Source organism: Citricoccus muralis (assembly GCF_029637705.1).
Taxonomy (GTDB): domain Bacteria; phylum Actinomycetota; class Actinomycetes; order Actinomycetales; family Micrococcaceae; genus CmP2.
The window spans coordinates 111,977-132,558 of the sequence record NZ_CP121252.1 but is presented as its reverse complement, the minus strand read 5'-3'; the positions used below and the strand labels follow the sequence as shown (position 1 = coordinate 132,558).

Annotated in this window: 15 protein-coding genes and 1 tRNA gene; 14 read left to right on the top strand and 2 right to left on the bottom strand. The window is 68.3% G+C overall.

What is annotated here, in order from left to right:
- The first annotated feature begins 12 nt into the window (after window positions 1–12).
- The 4 genes from P8192_RS00615 to P8192_RS00600 are packed head-to-tail and all read left to right on the top strand — an operon-like array spanning window position 13 to window position 2,750.
- Window positions 13–348 (top strand): MoaD/ThiS family protein, encoded by a 336-nt coding sequence (locus P8192_RS00615; protein WP_278157760.1) that lies wholly within the window; start codon window positions 13–15, stop codon window positions 346–348.
- Window positions 349–353: 5 nt separating this feature from the next.
- Window positions 354–1,697 (top strand): molybdopterin molybdotransferase MoeA, encoded by a 1,344-nt coding sequence (locus tag P8192_RS00610; RefSeq protein ID WP_278157759.1) that lies wholly within the window; start codon window positions 354–356, stop codon window positions 1,695–1,697.
- Window positions 1,690–2,232, top strand: coding sequence for a cyclic pyranopterin monophosphate synthase MoaC (moaC, locus tag P8192_RS00605; RefSeq protein WP_278157758.1), 543 nt, complete (start codon window positions 1,690–1,692; stop codon window positions 2,230–2,232). Before P8192_RS00610 ends, moaC begins: the two co-directional genes overlap by 8 nt.
- Entirely contained in the window at window positions 2,229–2,750 is a 522-nt protein-coding gene (locus P8192_RS00600; protein ID WP_278157757.1) for a MogA/MoaB family molybdenum cofactor biosynthesis protein, read from the top strand. Before moaC ends, P8192_RS00600 begins: the two co-directional genes overlap by 4 nt.
- Here P8192_RS00600 and P8192_RS00595 read toward each other — a convergent pair.
- A complete protein-coding gene (locus P8192_RS00595; protein ID WP_278157756.1) occupies window positions 2,744–3,673 on the bottom strand; it encodes a LysR family transcriptional regulator in 930 nt (309 codons plus the stop codon). The genes P8192_RS00600 and P8192_RS00595 overlap by 7 nt on opposite strands.
- A 158-nt stretch (window positions 3,674–3,831) precedes the next feature.
- On the opposite strand from P8192_RS00595, the gene P8192_RS00590 reads away from it, so the two are divergent.
- From P8192_RS00590 to P8192_RS00580, 3 genes are all read left to right on the top strand, one after another.
- On the top strand, window positions 3,832–7,467 hold the full coding sequence (locus P8192_RS00590) for a bifunctional proline dehydrogenase/L-glutamate gamma-semialdehyde dehydrogenase (protein ID WP_278157755.1): 3,636 nt from the start codon (window positions 3,832–3,834) through the stop codon (window positions 7,465–7,467).
- Between the two features lie 123 nt (window positions 7,468–7,590).
- Window positions 7,591–9,108: a sodium/proline symporter PutP gene (putP, locus tag P8192_RS00585; protein WP_278157754.1), complete on the top strand. Its 1,518-nt coding sequence runs from the start codon at window positions 7,591–7,593 to the stop codon at window positions 9,106–9,108.
- A complete protein-coding gene (locus tag P8192_RS00580; RefSeq protein ID WP_278157753.1) occupies window positions 9,074–10,357 on the top strand; it encodes an MFS transporter in 1,284 nt (427 codons plus the stop codon). Before putP ends, P8192_RS00580 begins: the two co-directional genes overlap by 35 nt.
- A gap of 275 nt (window positions 10,358–10,632) precedes the next feature.
- Here the strand turns inward: P8192_RS00580 and P8192_RS00575 are convergent.
- Window positions 10,633–10,719 (bottom strand) — tRNA-Leu (locus tag P8192_RS00575).
- A 278-nt stretch (window positions 10,720–10,997) separates the two neighbouring features.
- Between P8192_RS00575 and P8192_RS00570 the strand changes: the two genes are divergently transcribed.
- The 7 genes from P8192_RS00570 to pknB are packed head-to-tail and all read left to right on the top strand — an operon-like array spanning window position 10,998 to window position 20,561.
- Complete coding sequence (locus tag P8192_RS00570) at window positions 10,998–11,765, top strand: FhaA domain-containing protein (RefSeq protein ID WP_278157752.1); 768 nt, start codon at window positions 10,998–11,000, stop codon at window positions 11,763–11,765.
- The gene (locus P8192_RS00565; RefSeq protein ID WP_278157751.1) at window positions 11,762–12,286 is read left to right on the top strand and encodes an FHA domain-containing protein FhaB/FipA; all 525 of its coding nucleotides are present in this window, start codon (window positions 11,762–11,764) and stop codon (window positions 12,284–12,286) included. The genes P8192_RS00570 and P8192_RS00565 overlap by 4 nt, the downstream gene beginning before the upstream one ends.
- Window positions 12,287–12,290: 4 nt before the next feature.
- Window positions 12,291–13,922 (top strand): PP2C family protein-serine/threonine phosphatase, encoded by a 1,632-nt coding sequence (locus P8192_RS00560; RefSeq protein WP_278157750.1) that lies wholly within the window; start codon window positions 12,291–12,293, stop codon window positions 13,920–13,922.
- Window positions 13,922–15,322, top strand: a complete 1,401-nt coding sequence (locus tag P8192_RS00555) for an FtsW/RodA/SpoVE family cell cycle protein (RefSeq protein WP_278157749.1) — start codon at window positions 13,922–13,924, stop codon at window positions 15,320–15,322. Before P8192_RS00560 ends, P8192_RS00555 begins: the two co-directional genes overlap by 1 nt.
- Window positions 15,319–16,782, top strand: coding sequence for a penicillin-binding transpeptidase domain-containing protein (locus P8192_RS00550; RefSeq protein ID WP_278157748.1), 1,464 nt, complete (start codon window positions 15,319–15,321; stop codon window positions 16,780–16,782). Before P8192_RS00555 ends, P8192_RS00550 begins: the two co-directional genes overlap by 4 nt.
- Window positions 16,779–18,530, top strand: a complete 1,752-nt coding sequence (locus P8192_RS00545; protein WP_278157747.1) for a protein kinase domain-containing protein — start codon at window positions 16,779–16,781, stop codon at window positions 18,528–18,530. Before P8192_RS00550 ends, P8192_RS00545 begins: the two co-directional genes overlap by 4 nt.
- Window positions 18,531–18,539: 9 nt before the next feature.
- Complete coding sequence (gene pknB, locus P8192_RS00540; protein ID WP_278157746.1) at window positions 18,540–20,561, top strand: Stk1 family PASTA domain-containing Ser/Thr kinase; 2,022 nt, start codon at window positions 18,540–18,542, stop codon at window positions 20,559–20,561.
- Window positions 20,562–20,582: the final 21 nt, after the last annotated feature.

Below are 20,582 nucleotides of genomic sequence, written 5' to 3'. Positions count from 1 at the left end.
TAGCATGTGACTATGGCACCCCGCACCGCTGAGACTCCCCCGACCGCACCGGCGAGGACCGCGCTCACCGTGCGCTATTTCGCCGCCGCCGCCGACGCTGCAGGTACGACGCAGGAGCGCCTGGAGCTGGGCGAGCCCACCCTGGCCGCGCTGCGCGCCGAGCTCACCGAGCGGTATGGCGATCCCATGGCGAAGGTGTTGCGCAGCGGATCGTTCCTGGTGGACGGCGTGGTGCGGCGTGATCGGGGCGCGCTGACCGGCGCCGATCGGGGTGACGCCGACGCCGCTGACGAGACCTCCGGGACGCCGCTGACCGTAGACGTGTTGCCCCCGTTCGCCGGCGGATGAGCACGGTGACTGAACTCCGCACCGTCGAGGACCACCTTGCCGAGGTCACCGCGCTGCTCGCGCCCGTCGTGACACGGTTGCACGCAGCCGAACCCGAGCTGATCCCGCTCGACGCCGCCGCCGGGCGAGTCTGCGCGCGCAGCATCACCGCACCCGCCGATCTGCCGCCCTTCGACAACTCGCAGATGGACGGGTACGCCGTGCGGGTTGCGGATCTGACGAGCCTTTTCCCATCACTGAACGCTCCCAGCCTTCCACTCGGCCTGGCCACCGCCGCCGGCGACCCCCCGGCTACGCATATTCCGGGCACCGCCTCCCCGGTGATGACCGGCGCGCCCATCCCGGCCGGGGCCGACGCGGTGGTCCCCGTGGAAGCCACGACGACGGGCCGGTTTCCCGCGCTGACCCGGCACACCCAGGCGCCGCCATCGCCCGAAGGCACGGAAGGCACCGGCGCCGCACCCGAACCCGCCCATACCGCCCAGATCGGCATCACCAAGACCCCGGAGCCGGGCGCCTTCATCCGACGCCGCGGCACCGATATCCGCGCAGGTCAGGTGCTCTTCGACGCCGGTACCCGCCTGTCCCCCGCGCACCTCGGCGCGCTGGCCGCCTCCGGAATCACCACCGTCCCGGTCCGTCCGCGGATGCGCATCCTGGTGTGCACCACCGGCGACGAGCTCGCCCCCGATACCCCGGACATCACCGCACTCGCTCCCGGGCGCATCCACGATGCCAACGGACCCATGCTCGTGCACCTGCTGCGCGACGCCGGCGCGGAGGTCACCCTCGCCCGCTGCCCCGACGACCCCGCGGCCCTGCTCGCCCTGGTCATCGAGCACACCGCACCCGATCTCGTCGTCACCTCCGGCGGCATCAGCGCCGGCGCTTTCGAGGTCGTCCGCGACACCTTCCAACCGCTCGGCGCCCGTTTCGCCTCCATCGCCCTGCAACCCGGCGGCCCCCAGGGACTCGGCGCGCTCCAGCTTCCCCACCACACCGGCGCACCCGGCGCCAGTACCCTGCCCGCCCTGTGCTTCCCCGGCAACCCGGTCTCCACCCTGCTCTCCGCCCTGCTCTTCCTCGTCCCCACCCTGCGCGAACTCGCTGGCCGCCCCGCCCGCCGCACCACCGTCCAACGCCCACTCGCCACCGACGTCGACTCCCCGGAACACCAGCTGCAGCTGCGCCGCGCCGTCCTCGAAACCGACGGCACCGTCACCTGCCTCCCCCCGGGTTCGCACCTGCTGCACAACCTCGCCACCGCCGACCTCATCGCCGAGATCCCGCTCGGCGTCAGCCACCTGCCCGCCGGAACCCCCGTGACCACCTGGAGCCTCCATGACTGAACCCGCTGACACCCCCATCCAGCCAGATCAGCCCGCACGACTCACCCACCTCCGCACCGATGGCAGCGCCCACATGGTCGACGTCACCCACAAGCCCGTCACCCAGCGCACGGCCCGCGCCCAAGCCGTCCTCACCACCACGCCCGAGGTCGTCGCGCTCATCGGCTCCGGCGACCTCCCCAAGGGCGAGGCCCTCGGCACCGCCCGTATCGCCGGCATCATGGCCGCCAAGCGCACTTCCGACCTCATCCCCCTGTGCCACCCGCTGCCGCTGAGCAAACTCGCCATCGACTTCGACACCGACCCTGAAAACATCCACGACGACGCCGATTCCGGCACCGCCAGCGTCCGCATCCTCGCTACCGTCACCACCAAGGGCCCCACCGGCGTCGAAATGGAAGCCCTCACCGCCGCCTCGGTCGCCGCGCTCACCCTCTACGACATGATCAAAGCCGTGGATAAACACGCCGTCATCACCGACACCCGCGTGCTCGCCAAATCCGGCGGCAAATCCGGCGACTGGTCGGTCGAATGACCCACGACGACGCCCCCGGCACTCCGCAGAGTGAGCCAGGTCAACCACGAGCGGCCGTCATCGTCGCCTCCACCCGCGCGGCCGCCGGCACCGCCGAGGACGCCACTGGTCCGGTCATCCGCGCCTGGCTGCACGAGCGCGGATTCCGCACCGTCCCGGACCAGCCCACGGTGGTTCCCGACGGCGCACCCGTGGGCCAGGCCCTCCGACAGGCACTCGACGACGGCGCCCGGGTCGTCATCACCACCGGGGGCACCGGAGTCTCCCCCACTGATCAGACCCCGGAGCAGGTCACTCCGCTGCTGGACGTCACCCTCCCCGGGATCATCGAGCAGATCCGGGCCCGCGGCACCGCGACCACCCCGATGGCCGCGCTCACCCGAGGCGTCGCCGGATTCGTTGGCAGCACCTTCGTGATCACCCTGCCCGGCTCACCGTCCGGGGTCCGCGACGGCCTTGCCGTCCTCGACCCGCTGCTGCCCCACCTGCTCGCCCAGCGCGCCGGCGGGGATCACTGAGCGGATCCGAGCTCCGGGCTGAGTTCGGCGGCTTCAACAGCCAGGGCGGCGCGCACGGCTTCCACCGCGGGGTGGGCACTGTGCGAGGCCCGGGCCGCGGTGAAAGTGGTGCGGCGCGGCTCCCCGTCCAGCTCGATCAGCCGCACGCGACCGGCCACCCCCTGGTGCAGCAGCCCCGGCAGCAGGGACACCGCATTCCCGGTCTCGATGAACCGGATGTGGGTGCGCAGATCCGCCGTTTCATAGCGGACATCGGGCTCAAATCCGGCCAGCCGGCACGCCTGTTCCGCCCAATGCCGGGTGGCCGCCCCCTGCGGCTCCATCACCCACGGCAGCTCACGCAGATCCTCCAGCCGCTCGGCGTCGTCGAACGCAGCATCCCCCACCCCGCGCGGGGGCACCGCCAACCGGATCGGGTCGCTGAGCAGCAGCTGCCGCTCCAACCCCGGAAAATGCTCAGTGGAATGCCCCGGGTACTGCTCGGCGACGACGACGTCGAACCCGCGCCCCCACGTTTCCTGCAGCGCCTCCCCCGGTTCGTAGTGCACCGCTTCCACCCGCAGCTCCGGATGATCGCGCCGCAACCGCCGCAGCGCACCCGGCATCAGGGCGATCATCGCCGTCTGGAACGCCGCCACGCGCAGGGTGCCACCCACCACATCCCGGGCCCGATGCAGGGCCGATTCGGCGCGCTCCAGCCCGGCCAGCAGCTGCTCGGTCTCGCCCACCAGCGCCTCGCCCGCCGCCGTCAGGGTAAGGGTGCGTCCGGTGCGCCGCATCAGCGGCACCCCGGCCTCCTTCTCCAGCACCGCCAGCTGCTGCGACACCGCCGAGGGGCTGTAGCTCAGCGCCTTCGCCACCGCCGCCACGGTGCCGCGATGGTGCAGCTCCCACAGCAGGCGCAGGCGTTTCAGGTCCAGCATGGCGGCTCCTCGGCTCGGCGTCCGTCGTCGTAGATCATCCGGTTTTTCTTCATGATACTCACCACAAACAATTGCTTTACTTCATGGTGGATGGCGCCCACACTGGCTGAAGTAGTGATCCACCGCACAGGCACCACCAGAGACGGAGACCCGCCACAGTGAACACCCCCGCATCACCCGACGTTCGCCCCCAGGACCTGGCCGCCGACGCCATCGCCCTGGTGCACCGCTGGCTGGCCGAGGCCGAAGAGTACCCCGCGGACCCCTCGGCCGAGCGGTTGGCCGGAGTGCTCAGCGACCCGAACGGACTGGACTTCACGGTCGGCTTCGTCGACGGCGTGGTGCGCCCCGAAGACCACCGGGCCGCGGCCAAGAAACTGCAGGAGATTGTCCCGCTGACCCCCAGCTTCCTGCCGGCCCCGATGCGCGGCGCCATCAGCCTCGGCGGCACCCTGGCCTCCACCCTGCCCGGCGTCGTGGTCCCCACCGCCCGTCGCGTGCTACGCCAGATGGTCAGCCACCTCATCATCGACGCCTCCGACAAGAAACTCGGTCCCGCCATCGCGAAGCTGCGCAGCGACGACGTCCGGCTCAACATCAACCTGCTCGGCGAGTACATCCTGGGTGAGGACGAAGCCGCCCGCCGGCTCGAGGGCACCCACCGGCTGCTCGCGCGCGACGACGTCGACTACGTCTCCATCAAGGTGTCTTCCACGGTGGCCCCGCACAACCACTGGAGCTTTGATCAGGCGGTGGACCACATCGAGGAGCACCTGGTGCCGCTGTACGCCCGCGCCGCGGAAGCCTCCCCGCACAAGTTCATCAACCTGGACATGGAGGAATACAAGGACCTTGACCTCACCGTCGCGGTGTTTAAGCGGATTCTGGAGCGCCCTGAATTCCTGCACCTGCAGGCCGGCATCGTGCTGCAGACCTACCTGCCTGACGCCCTGGGCGTGATGATGGACCTCCAAGCATGGTCGGCGGCGCGCGTGGCCCGGGGTGGCGCGCCGATCAAGGTGCGCGTGGTGAAGGGCGCGAATCTGCCGATGGAGCAGGTCGACGCCGCCCTGCACGGCTGGCCGGTGGCGACCTGGGGCTCCAAGCAGGATTCCGACACCAACTACAAGGCGGTGCTCGATTACGCGCTCACCCCGCAGCGCACGCAGAATGTGCGGGTGGGTGTGGCCGGACACAACCTCTTCGACGTCGCGCTGGCGTGGTTGCTCGCCCAGGCGCGCGGCGCCACCGAGGGCATCGAGTTCGAGATGCTGCTGGGCATGGCCACCGGTCAAGCCGAAGCCGTGAAGAAGGACGTCGGCTCGCTGCTGCTCTACACCCCGGTGGTGCACCCGCAGGAGTTCGACGTCGCCATCGCGTATCTGATCCGGCGGTTGGAGGAGGGCGCGAGCCAGGAGAACTTCATGTCGGCGCTGTTCCAGCTCACCGACACCCCCGAGCTGTTCGAGCGTGAGAAGCAGCGCTTCCTGGATTCGCTGGCCAAGCTGGAGACCATCACCGGCGACGGCACCGTGGAGTCCTACCGGGTGCCGGCCCCGGCCCGAGGCCAAGATCGACGCACCACCACCGCCGGTGCGGCCCAGCTGAGCGACGACGACGTCGAGGCCCGCGTGCAGCAGCGGGTGGAAGCCGGCCGGGCCGGGGAGTTCGAGAACACCCCCGACACCGACCCGGATCTGCCCGGCAACCGCGCCTGGGGTGCTGACATTGCAGCGCGCATGGTCGGCTCCACCCTGGGCACCGAGCTGGTGGAATCCTCCCGGGTGCCGGATGAGGCCGGGCTGAACGAGATCGTCGAGCGCGGTGTCGCCGCCGCCGACTCCTGGCAGTCGCTGAGCGCCGATGAGCGTGCGGAAATCCTCTACCGCGCCGGCGAGCGCCTGGAAGCCCGCCGTGCGGACCTGCTCGAGGTGATGGGCTCCGAATGCGGCAAAACCCTGGACCAGGGCGATCCGGAAGTCTCCGAGGCGATCGATTTTGCGAACTACTACGCCATGCTCGGCCAACAGCTGAGTCAGGTCGAGGGGGCCGAATATCGTCCGTCGCGGCTGGTCGCGGTGATCCCGCCGTGGAACTTCCCGGTGGCCATTCCGGCCGGGGGCGTGCTCTCCGCGCTGGCCGCCGGGTCCGCCGTCGTCATCAAGCCCGCTGCCGCCTCGGCCCGCTCCGCCGCCGTCATGGTGGAAGCGCTGTGGGACGCCGGGGTGCCGCGCGAGGTGCTGCAGTTCGTGCAGTTCGACGAGCGAGCCCTGGGCAGCGCCCTGATCGCCGATGAACGCGTGGACCGGATCATCCTTACCGGGTCCTACGACACCGCCGCGACGTTCCGCGAGTTCCGGCCCGACGCCCCGATTCTGGCCGAAACCTCCGGGAAGAACGCCATCATCGTCACCCCCAACGCCGACCTGGACTTGGCCGCCCGCGACGTGGTGCAGTCTGCGTTCGGGCACGCCGGGCAGAAATGCTCCGCCGCCTCCCTGGTGATCCTGGTCGGCTCGGTGGCCACCTCGGAGCGGTTCCGCCGCCAGCTCATCGACGGCGTGCGCTCCCTCACCGTGGGCACCCCCGACGACCTCGAGACCCAGATGGGCCCCGTCATTAACGCGCCGTCGGGCAAGCTGCTGCGCGGGCTTACCACCCTGGGCGAGGGCGAGACGTGGGTGCTGAAGCCCGAACCGGTACCGTCCGATCACCCGCTGGCGCGCGACCGCCACGGCGAGATCACGCAGTGGACGCCGGGGCTGCGCTCCGGGGTGCGCCGCGGCTCCGAGTACCACCTCACCGAGTACTTCGGCCCGATTCTGGGTGTGATGACCGCGGACACCCTCGAGGAAGCCATCGAGATGGTCAACGAGATCGACTACGGCCTGACCTCCGGGCTGCACTCCCTGGACCGCGATGAGCTGGCCACCTGGCTGGACACCGTACAGGCCGGCAACCTGTACGTGAACCGCGGGATCACCGGGGCGATCGTGCGTCGGCAGTCGTTCGGGGGCTGGAAGCGCTCCGCTATCGGTCCTGGCACCAAAGCCGGCGGCCCGAACTATCTGCACGGCCTCGGCACCTGGACCGACGCTCCGGTGAACGAAGCTCCCGCAGGCTCGGATTCCACCCCGGAGGTGCGTCCCGCGGTGGCTGGCCTGCTGCGCGCCGTCGAGCAGACGCCAGAGATCGACGACGACGACGCCGCGTGGCTGCGCTCGGCACTGGCCACCGACGCCCGCGCCTGGGCCGAGGAGTTCGGGGTGGCCCGTGACGCCTCCCAGCTGGTGTTCGAGCGCAACCTGTTGCGCTACCGCCCGGTCCCCGTTGTCGTGCGCCTGGCCGCCGATGCGGCGCTGCACCACAGCGTCCGGGTGATCGCCGCCGGGCTCGCCGCGGAGTCCGCCCCCACCGTGAGTACCGCCGTCGAGCTCCCCGCGGCCCTCACTGCCGCCCTCGCGCACGCCGGGGTCACGGTCACCGTGGAAGACGACGCCGCGTGGACCGCGCACCTGCAGCGCCTGGCTGAGCGCAGCGGACCCGAGGCCGGCGCCCGCATCCGGCTGGTCACCGGGGCCACTCCGGCATCGGGAGCGTCCAGCACCTCCCGCGCCGAAGAAACCGCCCGCATCGTCTCCGCCACCGGCGGCAAGCCCGACATCGCGGTCTACTCCGGCGACGTCGTCTCCGCGGGCCGGGTCGAGATGCTGCCGCACCTGCGGGAACAAGCGGTCTCCATCACCGCGCACCGGTTCGGCACCCTGCACCGCCTGTCGGAAGGGCTGATCTGATCATGCGCCGTTCTGACCGTGCGCCGTCGCAAGTCGCTACCCTATTCGTACTGGATCTCATCACCACTCACCATCCATCTGCGCACCCACCGGTGACGCGGAACTACTGAAGAGAGAACCACCATGTCCGACCAACTCTGGCTCTACATCGCGCTCGGCGCGTATTTCGCCGCCATGATCCTCCTCGGCTACCTCGCCTACCGCCGCACCACCGGCCACGAGGGCTACATGCTCGGCAACCGCGGCCTGCCCCCGGCGGTCGCCGCACTCAGCGCCGGCGCCTCCGACATGTCCGGATGGCTCATCATGGGCCTGCCCGGCGCCATCTACCTTGCCGGTCTCATCGAGGCCTGGATCGCCATCGGCCTGACCCTGGGTGCCTACATCAACTGGCTCGTCGTCGCACCGCGTCTGCGCGCCTACACCGAGGTCTCCCGGAACTCGATCACCATTCCGAGCTTCTTCGAGAACCGGCTGCGCGACCGTTCCCGGTCGTTGCGCATCGTCTCCAGCATCATCATCCTGGTGTTCTTCACCCTCTACGTGTCCTCCGGCATGGTCGCCGGCGGCGTGTTCTTTGAATCCGCATTCGGTGGGGACTACGTGTGGGGCATGCTCCTGGTGACGGCGGTGACCCTGGCCTACACCCTGTTCGGTGGGTTCCTCGGCGCCTCGCTCACCGACGTCGTGCAGGGACTGATGATGGTCGTCGCCCTGATCGTCGTCCCCGTGGCCGCGGTCATCGCGGTGGGCGGCCCCGGCGAGGCCTACACCCTGATCTCCAGCCTGGAACCGGCCCACTTCGACTTCTTCGGCGGCACCGGGCTCACCTCGGTCACCCTCATCGGCGTGCTCTCCGGACTCGCCTGGGGCCTGGGCTACCTCGGGCAGCCGCACGTGATCGTCCGCTTCATGGCGCTGCGTCACCCCCGCGAGGCCAAGTCCGCCCGCCGCATCGGCATCACCTGGCAGATCGTCTCGCTCTCCGGGGCCGTCATCGCCGGCCTGGTGGGTGTGGCCTACGTGGCGCAGAACAACATCGATCTGGGCGACCCGGAAACCGTGGTGCTGCTGATGTCGCAGGCGCTGCTGCACCCGCTGGTCGCCGGGTTCGTGCTCGCTGCCGTGCTGGCCGCCGTCATGAGTACCTTCTCTTCGCAGCTGATCGTCTGCTCCTCGGCCCTGGTGGAGGATGTCCTCAAGGTGGTGCGGAAGAACCCGCCGGCCGAGCGGACCCTGGTCACCCTGGGCCGGGTGTGCGTGCTGGTGGTGGCGCTGATCGCCGCCGTGCTCGCCCTGAACCCACAGGACTCGATCCTCGGACTGGTCAGCTTCGCTTGGGCCGGCTTCGGTGCCGCCTTCGGCCCCGTGGTGTTGCTGAGCCTGTTCTGGCGCAAGCTCACCCACTGGGGCGCGCTGGCCGCCATGGTGGTGGGCACGGTCACCGTGTTCACCTGGAGCGAGGCCGAGGGCGGAATCTTCGATCTCTACGAGTTGCTGCCCGGCTTCCTCTTCGCGGTGATCACCGCCGTCGTCGTCTCCCTCATCACCTACACCCGTAATGAGGACATCGAGGCGGAATTCGACGCCGCAGTGGCGCTGGTGCGTGACGAAACGGCGCCCGAGCGTGCCGGAGTCTGAGCCCCAGGTTCGGCTTTCCACACACGACGTCGCCCGCGTCCACCGACACACCCTGGCTGTCGTCATCCTCAGCCAGGTGCTCGGTGGCGCCGGGCTGGCGGCGGGCATCTCCGTGGGCGCGCTGTTGGCCGCGGAGATGCTCGGCTCCGACGCCCTCTCCGGGCTCCCCACCGGGCTGTTCACCCTCGGCTCCGCCCTGGCTGCCTTTCTGGTGGGACGCTCCACCCAGCGGGTCGGACGGCGCCTGGGCCTGGGGTTCGGGTTCCTGGCCGGCGGGACCGGAGGCCTCGGCGTCGTGCTGGCCGCCGCCCTCGACAGCCTCCCGTTACTGTTCGTCTCCCTGTTCGTGTACGGAGCCGGCACCGCCACCAACCTGCAAGCCCGGTACGCCGGGGCCGATCTGGCTCCGGCGCACCGGCGCGGATTCGGCACCTCCATGGCCATGGTGGCCACTACCCTGGGCGCGGTGGTCGGGCCGAATCTCATCGATCCGCTCGGCCACCTCGCCCACGCGCTCGGCGTGCCCGCCCTGGCCGGGCCCTTCCTGCTCGCGGCCGCGGCCTACGGTGCGGCCGGTGTGGTGCTGCTGGTGCTGCTGCGTCCAGACCCGTACCTGCTGGGCCGGCGCCTGGCCGACGAGGAAGCAGCGCAATCCCCCGCCCCGGATCCTGATGCCCCGGCCCCCGCCGTCGGGATCGGAGCGTACGCGGGCGCCACCGTGATGGTGCTGTGCCAGCTGGTGATGGTCGCGATCATGACGATGACGCCGATCCACATGCGGGCCCACCACCACGAACTCGCCGCCGTCGGGCTGGTGATCGGACTGCACATCGGGGCCATGTGGCTGCCCTCGCTGGTCACCGGGATCCTGGTCGACCAGCTCGGCCGCGCCCCCATGGCCGTCGCCGCCGGGGTCACCCTGCTGCTGTCCGGCATCGTGGCCGCCACCGCTCCCGGTGACTCGCTCGGCCTGCTCATCCTGGCCCTGGTGCTGCTGGGGCTCGGCTGGAACCTCGGCCTCGTCTCGGGCACCGCGCTCGTCGTGGACGCCACCGTGCCGGAAAACCGCCCGCGCACCCAGGGCTCCATCGACGTGCTGGTCGCCTTAGCCGGCGCAGGAGGCGGAATGATGTCGGGGATGGTCATGTCCGCGACCAGCTTCCAGTTGCTCTCCCTCGGCGGCGGCGCACTCGCCCTGCTGCTCATCCCGGTGCTGCTCTGGTCTCAGCGCCGCAACCGCGCAAGGTGAGCTCGCATGCCTTCAGAGCCGATCGCCTGCGTCGAATCTGCATCAGGCTCGACGCACGAAGCCGCCACCAGGCACAGTTCCACAACGCAACGCACTGTCAGCGCTTGTCGCACTTGACCACTACCCTCGCGACGTCATAGAACGTGGGCGATGCGATGCGCGGCCGAACATAGCCTGTCATATGCAACCGACAACGTCGGGTTCGCCGCTGTGCCGCGAGAGACGAATGGCCCCCGACCTGAGGATCAAAGATCCAGGTCGGAGGCCATTTCAGATGGTGCGCGAGGGGGGACTTGAACCCCCACGTCCGTAAGGACACTGGCACCTGAAGCCAGCGCGTCTGCCAATTCCGCCACTCGCGCGCGGTCCGTTCACACAGGTTCGATCCGTGATGCAGACATGCGGATCGTGCTGAACAGCGAGATCTATCCTAACCAGAGGAAGCCTGATTCGTCTAATCGACGTTGCACCTGGGGCTCCCCGCTGCGCGAAACCGGCAAAATGGGCAGAAACCCGCCTTCTGTGCCGTCTCAGAGTCTTGTCATCCGCGTCTAGTACGCTTGCCCAGGCTCCCCCAACCTGCGGGAATCACACCTTGCACACTAGTATCGTGAAAGAAACTGCGGAAAGGAGTGCCCCGGTGGGACTTCTGGATAACCTGGAACGCGGCCTCGAGCGGGCTGTGCGATCAGCGTTCTCCGCCGGTGGCTCGCGATCAGTCAAGCCGGTGGAGATCGCCAATGCGTTGCGCCTGGCGATGGACAACGACTCGATCGTCGTCTCCGAGGGCCGCACGCTCGCGCCCAACGTCTTCACGATCTCGTTCAGCACAGACAACTTCGAGCAGATCCGGCACTGGGGCACCGCCCTGGCCGAAGAGCTCTGCGACGACGCGATCCGCCACGCCAACGAGCAGGGCTACACCCTCTCCGGTGGGGTGCGCGTCACCTTCATCGAAGACGAATCCGTGCGCTCGGGCAAAATCAAGGTCGAGACGACGACGGAGCGCGATGAGGCGCCCGTCCCCTCCTCAGCACCGGCTCCCGCTGCCCCGGCTCAGCCCGCGCCCGCCCCGGCTCCCGCACCCAGCCAGCCGGCCACCCGGCTGAAGCCCGTGCTCGACGTCGCCGGCACCAAGTACGCGTTGAACGCAGACTCCGTGGTGCTCGGCCGCGCAACGGACGCCGACATCACTCTGAATGACCCCGGCGTTTCCCGCCGCCACCTGGAGGTCACCACCCGTGGAAGCACCATCACTGCCGTGGATTTGGGCTCCACCAACGGGTTCTTCGTCAATGGCCGCAAGGTCCAGGGCTCAGCAACGTTGCGCCACGGCGATTTGATCACGGTCGGCCGACAGCGCATTATCTTCCGTATGCTTCCTGATCGCACCGGAGGTGACCGTTGAGCGAGCTCGCCGTTGCCGCACTTCGCATCGGCCTGCTGGCCGTCATCTGGGTTCTCATCATCGCCGTCGTCGCCTCCCAGGGCCGCGACCTGATGGTGGGCCGCCGCAATAAGCTCGGCGGCTCCAAGAAAGCTCAGCGCGCCGCCGCCCGCGCGGAAGAAGCCGAGGCAGCACCCGTCCCGACCGCTACCGAGAGCGCACCGAACACCGGCCAGACCCAGCAGCGCACGCTGGCCTCCCAACTCGTCGTCACCGAGGGTCCGCTCCAGGGCACCGTCATCGACCTGCACGGCGCCCCGCTCATGCTGGGCCGCGCCGCGGAGGCCGACCTGATTCTCGACGACGACTACGTGTCCGGCCGCCACGCCCGTCTGTTCCCGCAGGGGTCCCGCTGGTTCCTCGAGGACCTCGGATCCACCAACGGAACCTACGTCAACGGCGCCCAGCTCGCCCGCACCGTCGCCGTCGAACCCGGCACCCCCATCCGCATCGGCAAAACTGTGCTGCAACTGAGAGCCTGACCCGATGCCCCTGGTCCTCCACTACGCCGCCCGCTCCGATGTGGGCCGAGTCCGCTCGAAGAACGACGACTCGGCCTATGTGGGGCGCCACCTTGCTGTGGTCGCCGACGGGATGGGCGGACACGTAGGTGGCGACGTCGCCTCGGCCTCCACCGTGCTCGACCTGGCACCCTTGGACCACACCCATCACGCGGACCCGTCCACCGTGTTGGCCGATGAGATTCAGAACGCGAACCTGATTCTCAACGACCTGGTCAACACCAACCCCAAGCTGGCTGGCATGGGCACCACCTGCACCGCGCTGTTGCTCGAGGGCTCCACCCTGCACCTGGCCCACATCGGCGATTCCCGCGCCTACCGGCTCAAGGACGGCGAATTCTCCCAGATCTCGCGCGACCACACCTTCGTACAGCGCCTCATCGACGAAGGCCGGCTCGACCCCTCCGAGGCCGAAACCCACCCGCACAAGAACGTGCTGATGCGGGTGCTCGGCGACGTCGACGCTTCCCCCGAACTCGACCTGGCTGTTTATGACGCCGCCGTCGGTGAACGCTGGCTGCTGTGCTCAGACGGTCTCAACGCCGTGGTTCCCGATCAGGTGATTGAACAGAAACTGCGCCATGGCACCGATCTGAACGCGATCGTGCACGAACTCGTGGACCTCACCCTGGCCGGGGGCGCCCCCGACAACGTCACCATTGTGGTGTTTGAGGTCGCCGAATCAGCCGACGACGACGCCTCCGGCGACGCCGGCCAGATCTCCGAGAATGCCCGCGCCGCCGCCAGCGCGAGCACCACCGGCACCGGCGAAGAAACCGTCTCCGCCGCCCTGCTGCGCGAAGACCTGGAATCCCGGCCCCACGAACTGGTGGGTGCGGCCCGACTGGCCACCAACACCGACCAAATCCCGATTGTCACCCGCGCCTCCACCCAGAAGCGGGCCGCCACCTTGCTCCACGGCAACGACGACGAACTGAACGAGGGTGCGCTCACCGCCTCCGCCGCGGCTTCCTCCACGACATGGGGAAGTCCATCCCCTGCTTCCAGCCCGGGCGCCACCCAGCCGGGCACCGACGTGCGCCAAGCCGACCACGATCCGCGCCCCAAACCCTGGCGCTCCTGGCCACTGATCACGCTGGCCGCCGTGCTCGCCCTGTTCTTCGCCGGCGCCGTCGTCGCCTCCTACGTGTGGACCCAGTCCCAGTTCTACGTCGGAGCCGAAGGTGACAACGTGGCCATCTACCGCGGCGTCTCCCAGGATCTCGGACCCATCCGGCTCTCCGGCGTCGAAGAATCCACCGACATCGCCCTGGATCGGCTCCCCGCCTACTCCCGGCAGCGCGTCGAATCCGGGCTACCCGCCCAGGACGAGCAGCACGCCCGCGATATTGTGGCCGATCTGCGCGACAATCTGACCCCGGAGGCCCCGCCGGTCGCCACCCCAGAGCCCAGCGAATCCGGTTCCGCCAGCGCCGATCCTTCGGAATCCAGCCCCTCCGCCTCACCCACGGAATCCGAGGCGAGCCCCTCACCCAGCGAGACCGATCTGCCCTCACCGATCCCCTCGGTGCCCGGGTCCTCGGCCCAAGTATCCATCGGTGGCGCCGCCGCCGGAGCGATGGGAGGTAACCGCTGATGACCGATGTGATCTCACCGTCCCGTCCGCGCCGCACCACCGAGCTGATGCTGCTCATCATCGCGCTGGGCATCTCCACGGGCGCCAACTACCTGGCCCTGGTCGGCATGGACCTGCCCGCCGACGCCGCCTTCTGGATCCAGTCCAGCGCCCTGGCCATCCTCGCGTTCACCTTCCACATTTTCCTGCGGGTCCGCGCCAAGTACGCCGACCCCTACATCCTGCCGATCGTCGTCACACTCAACGGCATCGGCATCGCGATGATCCACCGTCTCGACGTCGCCAATGGCACCGATGCAGCGTCGTCACAGCTGCTGTGGACCGCCCTGGCCATGATCATGGCCATCGCCCTGCTCTGGTTCCTGCGCGATCACCGGATCCTGCGCAAGTGGACTTACCTGTTCCTCGCCGCCTCAGCCCTGTTGCTTCTGCTGCCGCTCATTCCCGGTCTCGGCATGGAGATCAACGGCGCCCGGATCTGGATCAACGTCGGCATCGGCTCCTTCCAGCCCGGGGAAATCGCCAAGATCACCCTGGCCATCTTCTTCGCCGGATACCTCTCCGCCAACCGCGACCTGATCCTGCTGGCGGGTCAGAAGATCGGCCCGATGACCTTCCCGCGGTTCCGCGATATGGCACCACTGGTGATCGCCTGGGCGGTGTCCATGGGCGTGCTCGTGTTCCAGCGCGACCTGGGATCCGCCATCCTCTACTTCTCGCTGTTCATGGCGATGATTTACCTGGCCACCTCACGGGTGTCGTGGATTGTGCTCGGCGGGGCGCTGGCCCTGGCTGGCGCGGTGGCGGCCGTACAGATCTTCCCGCACGTTTCCGGACGTTTCGACGCCTGGCTCAACGCCTTCGCCCCCGAGAATGTGCAGTCGACGTCGTTCCAGATCGTCCAGGGGCTGTTTGGCATGGCCTCCGGCGGGCTGGTGGGCACCGGACTCGGCGGCGGCCGTCCCGATCTCATTCTGTACTCGAACTCCGACATGATCGTCGCCTCGTTGGGCGAGGAACTGGGCTTCATCGGCCTGGCTGCCATTATTGTGCTGTTCGTGCTGCTGGTGACCCGCATGATGCGCGCCGCCCTGGGCGCCCGCGACTCCTTCGGGAAGCTGCTGGCCTCCGGGCTGGCCTTCACCCTGGCCATCCAGTGCTTCGTGGTGATGGGCGGAGTGATGCGGGTGATCCCGCTGACCGGCCTGACCACCCCGTTCATGGCAGCCGGTGGTACCTCGCTGCTGGCTAACTGGCTAATCGTCACCCTGGTGCTCGTGGTCTCCCACGCCGCCCGCCGTCCCGTCGTCGTCGGCCCCATGGTCAACGCCTCCGGCGATGGTGCCGGCACCGCCGATCGCGCCGTCGCCACATCCGCTCGTGGAGGTGAGAACCAGTGAATCAGGCCATTCGCAACGCCTGGACCGTCACCATCGTGCTGTTCCTCGTCCTCCTCGGAGCGGCCTCGTACATTCAGGTCATTGGTGCCAAGGACCTCAACGAAAACGAGCACAATTCGCGCCAGATCTACCAGCAGTTCGGCTCCCATCGCGGCCCGATCCTGGTGAATGGCACCCCCATCGCCGAATCGGTCCAGACCAACTCCGAGAACTTCGAGTACCAGCGTCAGTACAACAACCCCGAGCTCTACTCGGGCATCACCGGCTTCTATTCGCTGACCTACGGTGCCACGGGGTTGGAGTCCAAGCTTAACGATGTGCTCTCCGGCACCTCCGACAACCAGTTCGTCGATCGTGCCCGCGCACTGTTCACCGGTGAGCAGGTCGAAGGCGCCCAGGTCGAGCTGACCATCGACCAGGACATCCAAGAGCTGCTGTACTCGAAGCTACCCGAGGGCATCAAGGCCTCGGCGGTCGCCACCGATCCCTCCACCGGCCGCATTCTCGGCATGGTCTCACGCCCGAGTTACGACACCAACAAGCTGGCGGTGCATTCCGGAACCCAGGCGAAAGCCAATATGGATCAGATCCTGGCCAGCGGTGCCAGCCCGTATCGGAACAGTGCAACTCAAGACGCCGTTGCACCTGGGTCGACCTTCAAACTGATCGACACCATCGCCATGCTGGAATCCGGCGACTACACCCCGGACGGCACCCTCGATCTGCCCAACTCGATCGACCTGCCGCAAACACAGAACACGATCAGCAACTTTGGCGGCGGCATTTGCGCCAACCGGAACAGCGCAGACCTGGGCTGGATTTTCGCCCAGTCCTGCAACACTCCCTTCGCCACCGCGGCGATGGATCTGGGACAGGACGCGATCCGCGACGTTGCCGAGCGCTTCGGATTCAACCAGAGCTTCGAGATGCCCCTTCCCGTCCAGGGATCTTCATTCCCCACGGAGGACATCGCCGACGCCACGCTCGCGCAGTCGTCACTCGGCCAAGTCGATGTGCGTGCCAGCGCTCTGCAGATGAACATGGTCGCAGCCGGAATCGCCAACGGTGGCACGGTGATGAAACCTCAGCTGGTCGAGTCGGTGCGCGGTCCGGACCTGAGCCTGCTCGAGGAGTTCGAGCCCGAGGTCTTCAGCGAAGCCACCAGCGAGGATGTGGCCGACGACATGACGCAGATGATGCGCCGCGTGGTCCAAGAGGGCACGGCGTCGACAGCAGGATCCTCCTCGGTGGACTGGGCGGCCAAAACCGGTACGGCTCAGCGCGGCGTCGAGAATGACGCTGGCGAAGAGCTGGTCAATTCCTGGATCACCGCGTTTGCCCCCGCGGATGACCCACAGATCGCGGTAACACTGGTATATGAAAACGTTCCGTACAGCACGGGCAGCAGTCTGACGGTGAGCAATATGAAAGACATCATGGAAACGGTGGTGACACAGTGAGGCCGACATCGGGAATCACGCTGGGTGGGCGATACCAGCTGACCGATCGCATTGCCATTGGTGGCATGGGCGAGGTCTGGAAAGCCCGCGACAAGGTCCTGGGGCGTATCACCGCCGTGAAAATCCTCAAAGAGGAGTACACCGGCGACCCCAACTTCCTGCGCCGTTTCCGCGCGGAAGCACAACATACCGCCCTGCTCAATCACCCGGGCGTGGCCAACGTGTTCGACTACGGCGAGGAAGAGGGCTCCGGCTACCTGGTCATGGAGCTGGTCCCCGGACAGCCGCTCTCCGCGATTCTCGAGCGCGACAAGGTGCTCTCCCCCGACCGCACGCTGAACATCATCGCCCAGACTGCTCGCGCGCTTTCGGCTGCCCACGCCCAGGGACTCGTGCACCGCGACATCAAGCCCGGCAACCTGATCCTCGATCAGTCCACCCGGGTCAAGGTCACCGACTTCGGCATCGCCCGTCTTGCCGACCAGGTGCCGCTCACCGCCACCGGTCAGGTCATGGGCACCGCCCAGTACCTCGCCCCCGAACAGGCCACAGGCCAGCAGGCTACGGGTTCCTCCGACATCTACTCGCTCGGTGTCATCGGCTACGAGTGCCTCGTCGGCCGCCGTCCGTTCACCGGGGAATCCCAGATCGCCATCGCCCTGGCTCAGGTCAACGACACCCCGCCACCACTGCCGGACTCCATCCCTGAGCCGGTGCGCGCGCTGATCATGTCCATGCTGGCCAAGGACCCCGCTGACCGGCCCGCCGACGCCAACCAGCTCGCCACCGCCGCGGAATCGTTGCGTCGTCAGGACACGGCCGCCGCGGTCAAGGCAGTGCCCGGGATGGCCGCGTTCCTCGCCGTCGCGCCGTCTGGAGATGCCCCAGACGACGACGCCACTCAGGCGATCGCCACGCAGGCCAACGACTACTCCGGGATGACCGACACCCACGCCACCCAGGTCATCAACGACGGCGCCTCAGGCACCGCTTCCGGCACCGCCGCCATGCCCGTGGCCCCGCTGCCGGGCGCTGGCGGAGCCGATGAGACAGCAGCCGAGCGCACTCGCGTGGCCGGCGCGGCTCCCCTACATCAGGGCGACACCGCCGCCGCAGCCGCCGAGGACGATGACCCGTTCCGGGTGGACCCCGACGATGAGCGCAGCACCAAGAAGCGCAGCCCCTGGACCTGGCCGCTGGTCGGCCTGCTGATTCTGGTGCTGTTCACCGTGTTCGGCATGTGGCTGAGCAACCGCAATTCTGAGCCGGAGCCGGAAACCACGCCGAGCCCCACCGTGTCCGAGACCACCGCCGTCGTCACCGTCAACGCCAACGACTACGTGGGCCGCGACGTCGAGGAAGTCCGAGCAGAACTCGAGGAACTGGGCTTCCAGGTCACCGCCACCGAGCGCGACGACGAGGCCGTGGCCGGCACCGTGCTCTCACTCAACCCCACCGGTCAGCTCGACGAAGGCTCCGCCATCGAGGTCATCTACTCCAACGCCGCCCTGGTGGAAGAGGAGACCCCGACGCCGACGCCCACACCCACGCCCACACCCACGCCCACACCCACGCCGACTCCCACCGCGGAACCCACCCAGGAGCCGACTCCGAGCCCGACTCCCACCCCAACTCCCACGCCGACGCCGACGACTACCCAGACTCCCACCCAGTCGTCGATCCAGGAACCCACCCCGACTCCCACCCTGGAGCCGACCCCGACCGACGTCGGAACGAACGAGGAATAAGGACCTTCCGTGGCTGACCAACGGATTCTCAACGGCCGATACGAACTCGGCGAGCTGATCGGACGCGGCGGCATGGCCGACGTCTACCAGGGGCGCGATCAGCGCCTCGGCCGCCGCGTGGCCGTGAAGATGATGCGACCTGACCTGGCGCGCGACCCGCAGTTCCAGTCCCGGTTCCGCCGGGAGGCCCAGTCCTCCGCCTCGCTCAACCACCCCAACATCGTCGCCGTTTTCGACACCGGCGAGGAGGAGCTGACCGACCAGCACCAGCACGAGGTGGCCTGCCCGTTCCTGGTGATGGAGTACGTCTCCGGTTCCACCCTGCGTGCCCTGCTGCGTGCCGGCGACGTCAGCATCGACCAATCCGTCACCTGGACCTCCGGGGTACTCTCCGCCGTCGCCTATTCGCACGATCACGGCATTGTGCACCGCGACATCAAGCCCGCTAACGTGATGGTCACCGACGCCGGCCAGGTCAAGGTGATGGACTTCGGCATCGCCCGCGCCCTCTCCGACTCCTCGGCCACCATGACCCAAACCCAGGCCGTGGTCGGCACCGCCCAGTACCTCTCCCCGGAGCAGGCCCGCGGCGAACAAGTCGACTCCCGCTCCGACCTCTACTCGGTGGGCTGCCTGCTCTTCGAGCTCCTCACCGGCCGCCCGCCCTTCGTCGGAGACTCCCCCGTCTCGGTGGCCTACCAGCACGTACGTGAAGATCCGCCCGTGGCCTCCGCCATCAACCCCGAGATCACCCCTGCCCTCGATTCGGTGCTCGCCAAGGCCCTCGCGAAGGACGTCGACGCCCGATTCCAGTCCGGTGAAGAATTCCGTACCGCCCTGGCCGCCGCTCACCAGCACGGCACCACGGTGGCCGCAGCGGGCGCAGGGAACACTTCGGAGAACGAAGACCACTCCGGCGAGGCCGCCACCACCGTGCTCGCTGCCGGTGCGGTCGAGTCCGGAGACTCCGACGCCACCCGCACCCAGGCGCTCACCGCGGTCCACAGCTCCTCGGGCTCCCCGCGCGCTGGCCGCGACGACACCCTACACGGCCACCAGCTGGCCGCCCACCGTGAGCCCGGCGCCGACCCAGACCACCACGACGATCACGACGACGCCGTTTCCTCCGTGATGACCTCGCAGAACGCCCGCGATATTGATCAGCGCGAACGCAAGTCCAACAAGCGCATCATCATCGCCATCGTGATGATCCTGCTCGCCCTGGGCGCCGTCGCCGGCGGCTGGTGGGTGATGAACGAGATCAACCAGCGCAACATCGAGGCCAACCAGGTCACCGTTCCGGACGTCGCCGACCTGTCCCAGAACGACGCCCAGAACGAGATCACACGGGCCGGGCTGCGCCCCATCGTGGCAGAAGTACACGACGACGAGATCGCGCGCGGCAACGCCGTCGGCACCGACCCCGAGGCCGGCGAGATCATGCAGCGCGACGAAGAGATCACCCTGAACATCTCGCTCGGCCCCGACCAGGTGGTTCTGCCCGAAGACCTGCAGGGTGCTTCGGAAGCCACCGTGCGCGACACTCTGGAAGAGCTCGGCGTCAGCATCTCCTCCGTGGACTACGTCAGCTCCGCCTCCATCGAGCGCGATCGTCTCGTCAGCACCAACCCGGCCCTGGGTTCCACCGTGGCCTACGGATCATCGGTGTCACTGCAGATGTCCTCCGGTCAGATCGAAGTGCCCTCGCTGATGGGCATGACCGCCTCCGAGGCCGAAGCCGCGCTCAACGAAGTAGGCCTAAGCATCGATATCACCGTAACCGAGGCAGAATCCGCGCCCAGCTCCGGGTTCGACACCGTCACCCACCAGTCACCCGACGCCGGCGCACCCGTCGATCAGGGCACCACCATCGGGGTGACCATCACCACCGAGGCGCCCGAACCGGATCCCACCGAGGAACCAACCCCCACCGAGGAACCAAGCCCCACCGAGTCCTCCGGCTCGCCCAGTCCCAGCGCATCCGAGGACGACGAGGAATCACCGAGCCCGGACGAGTCCGAGGACAACTAACCGCAGCTCGGACCGCCCCGG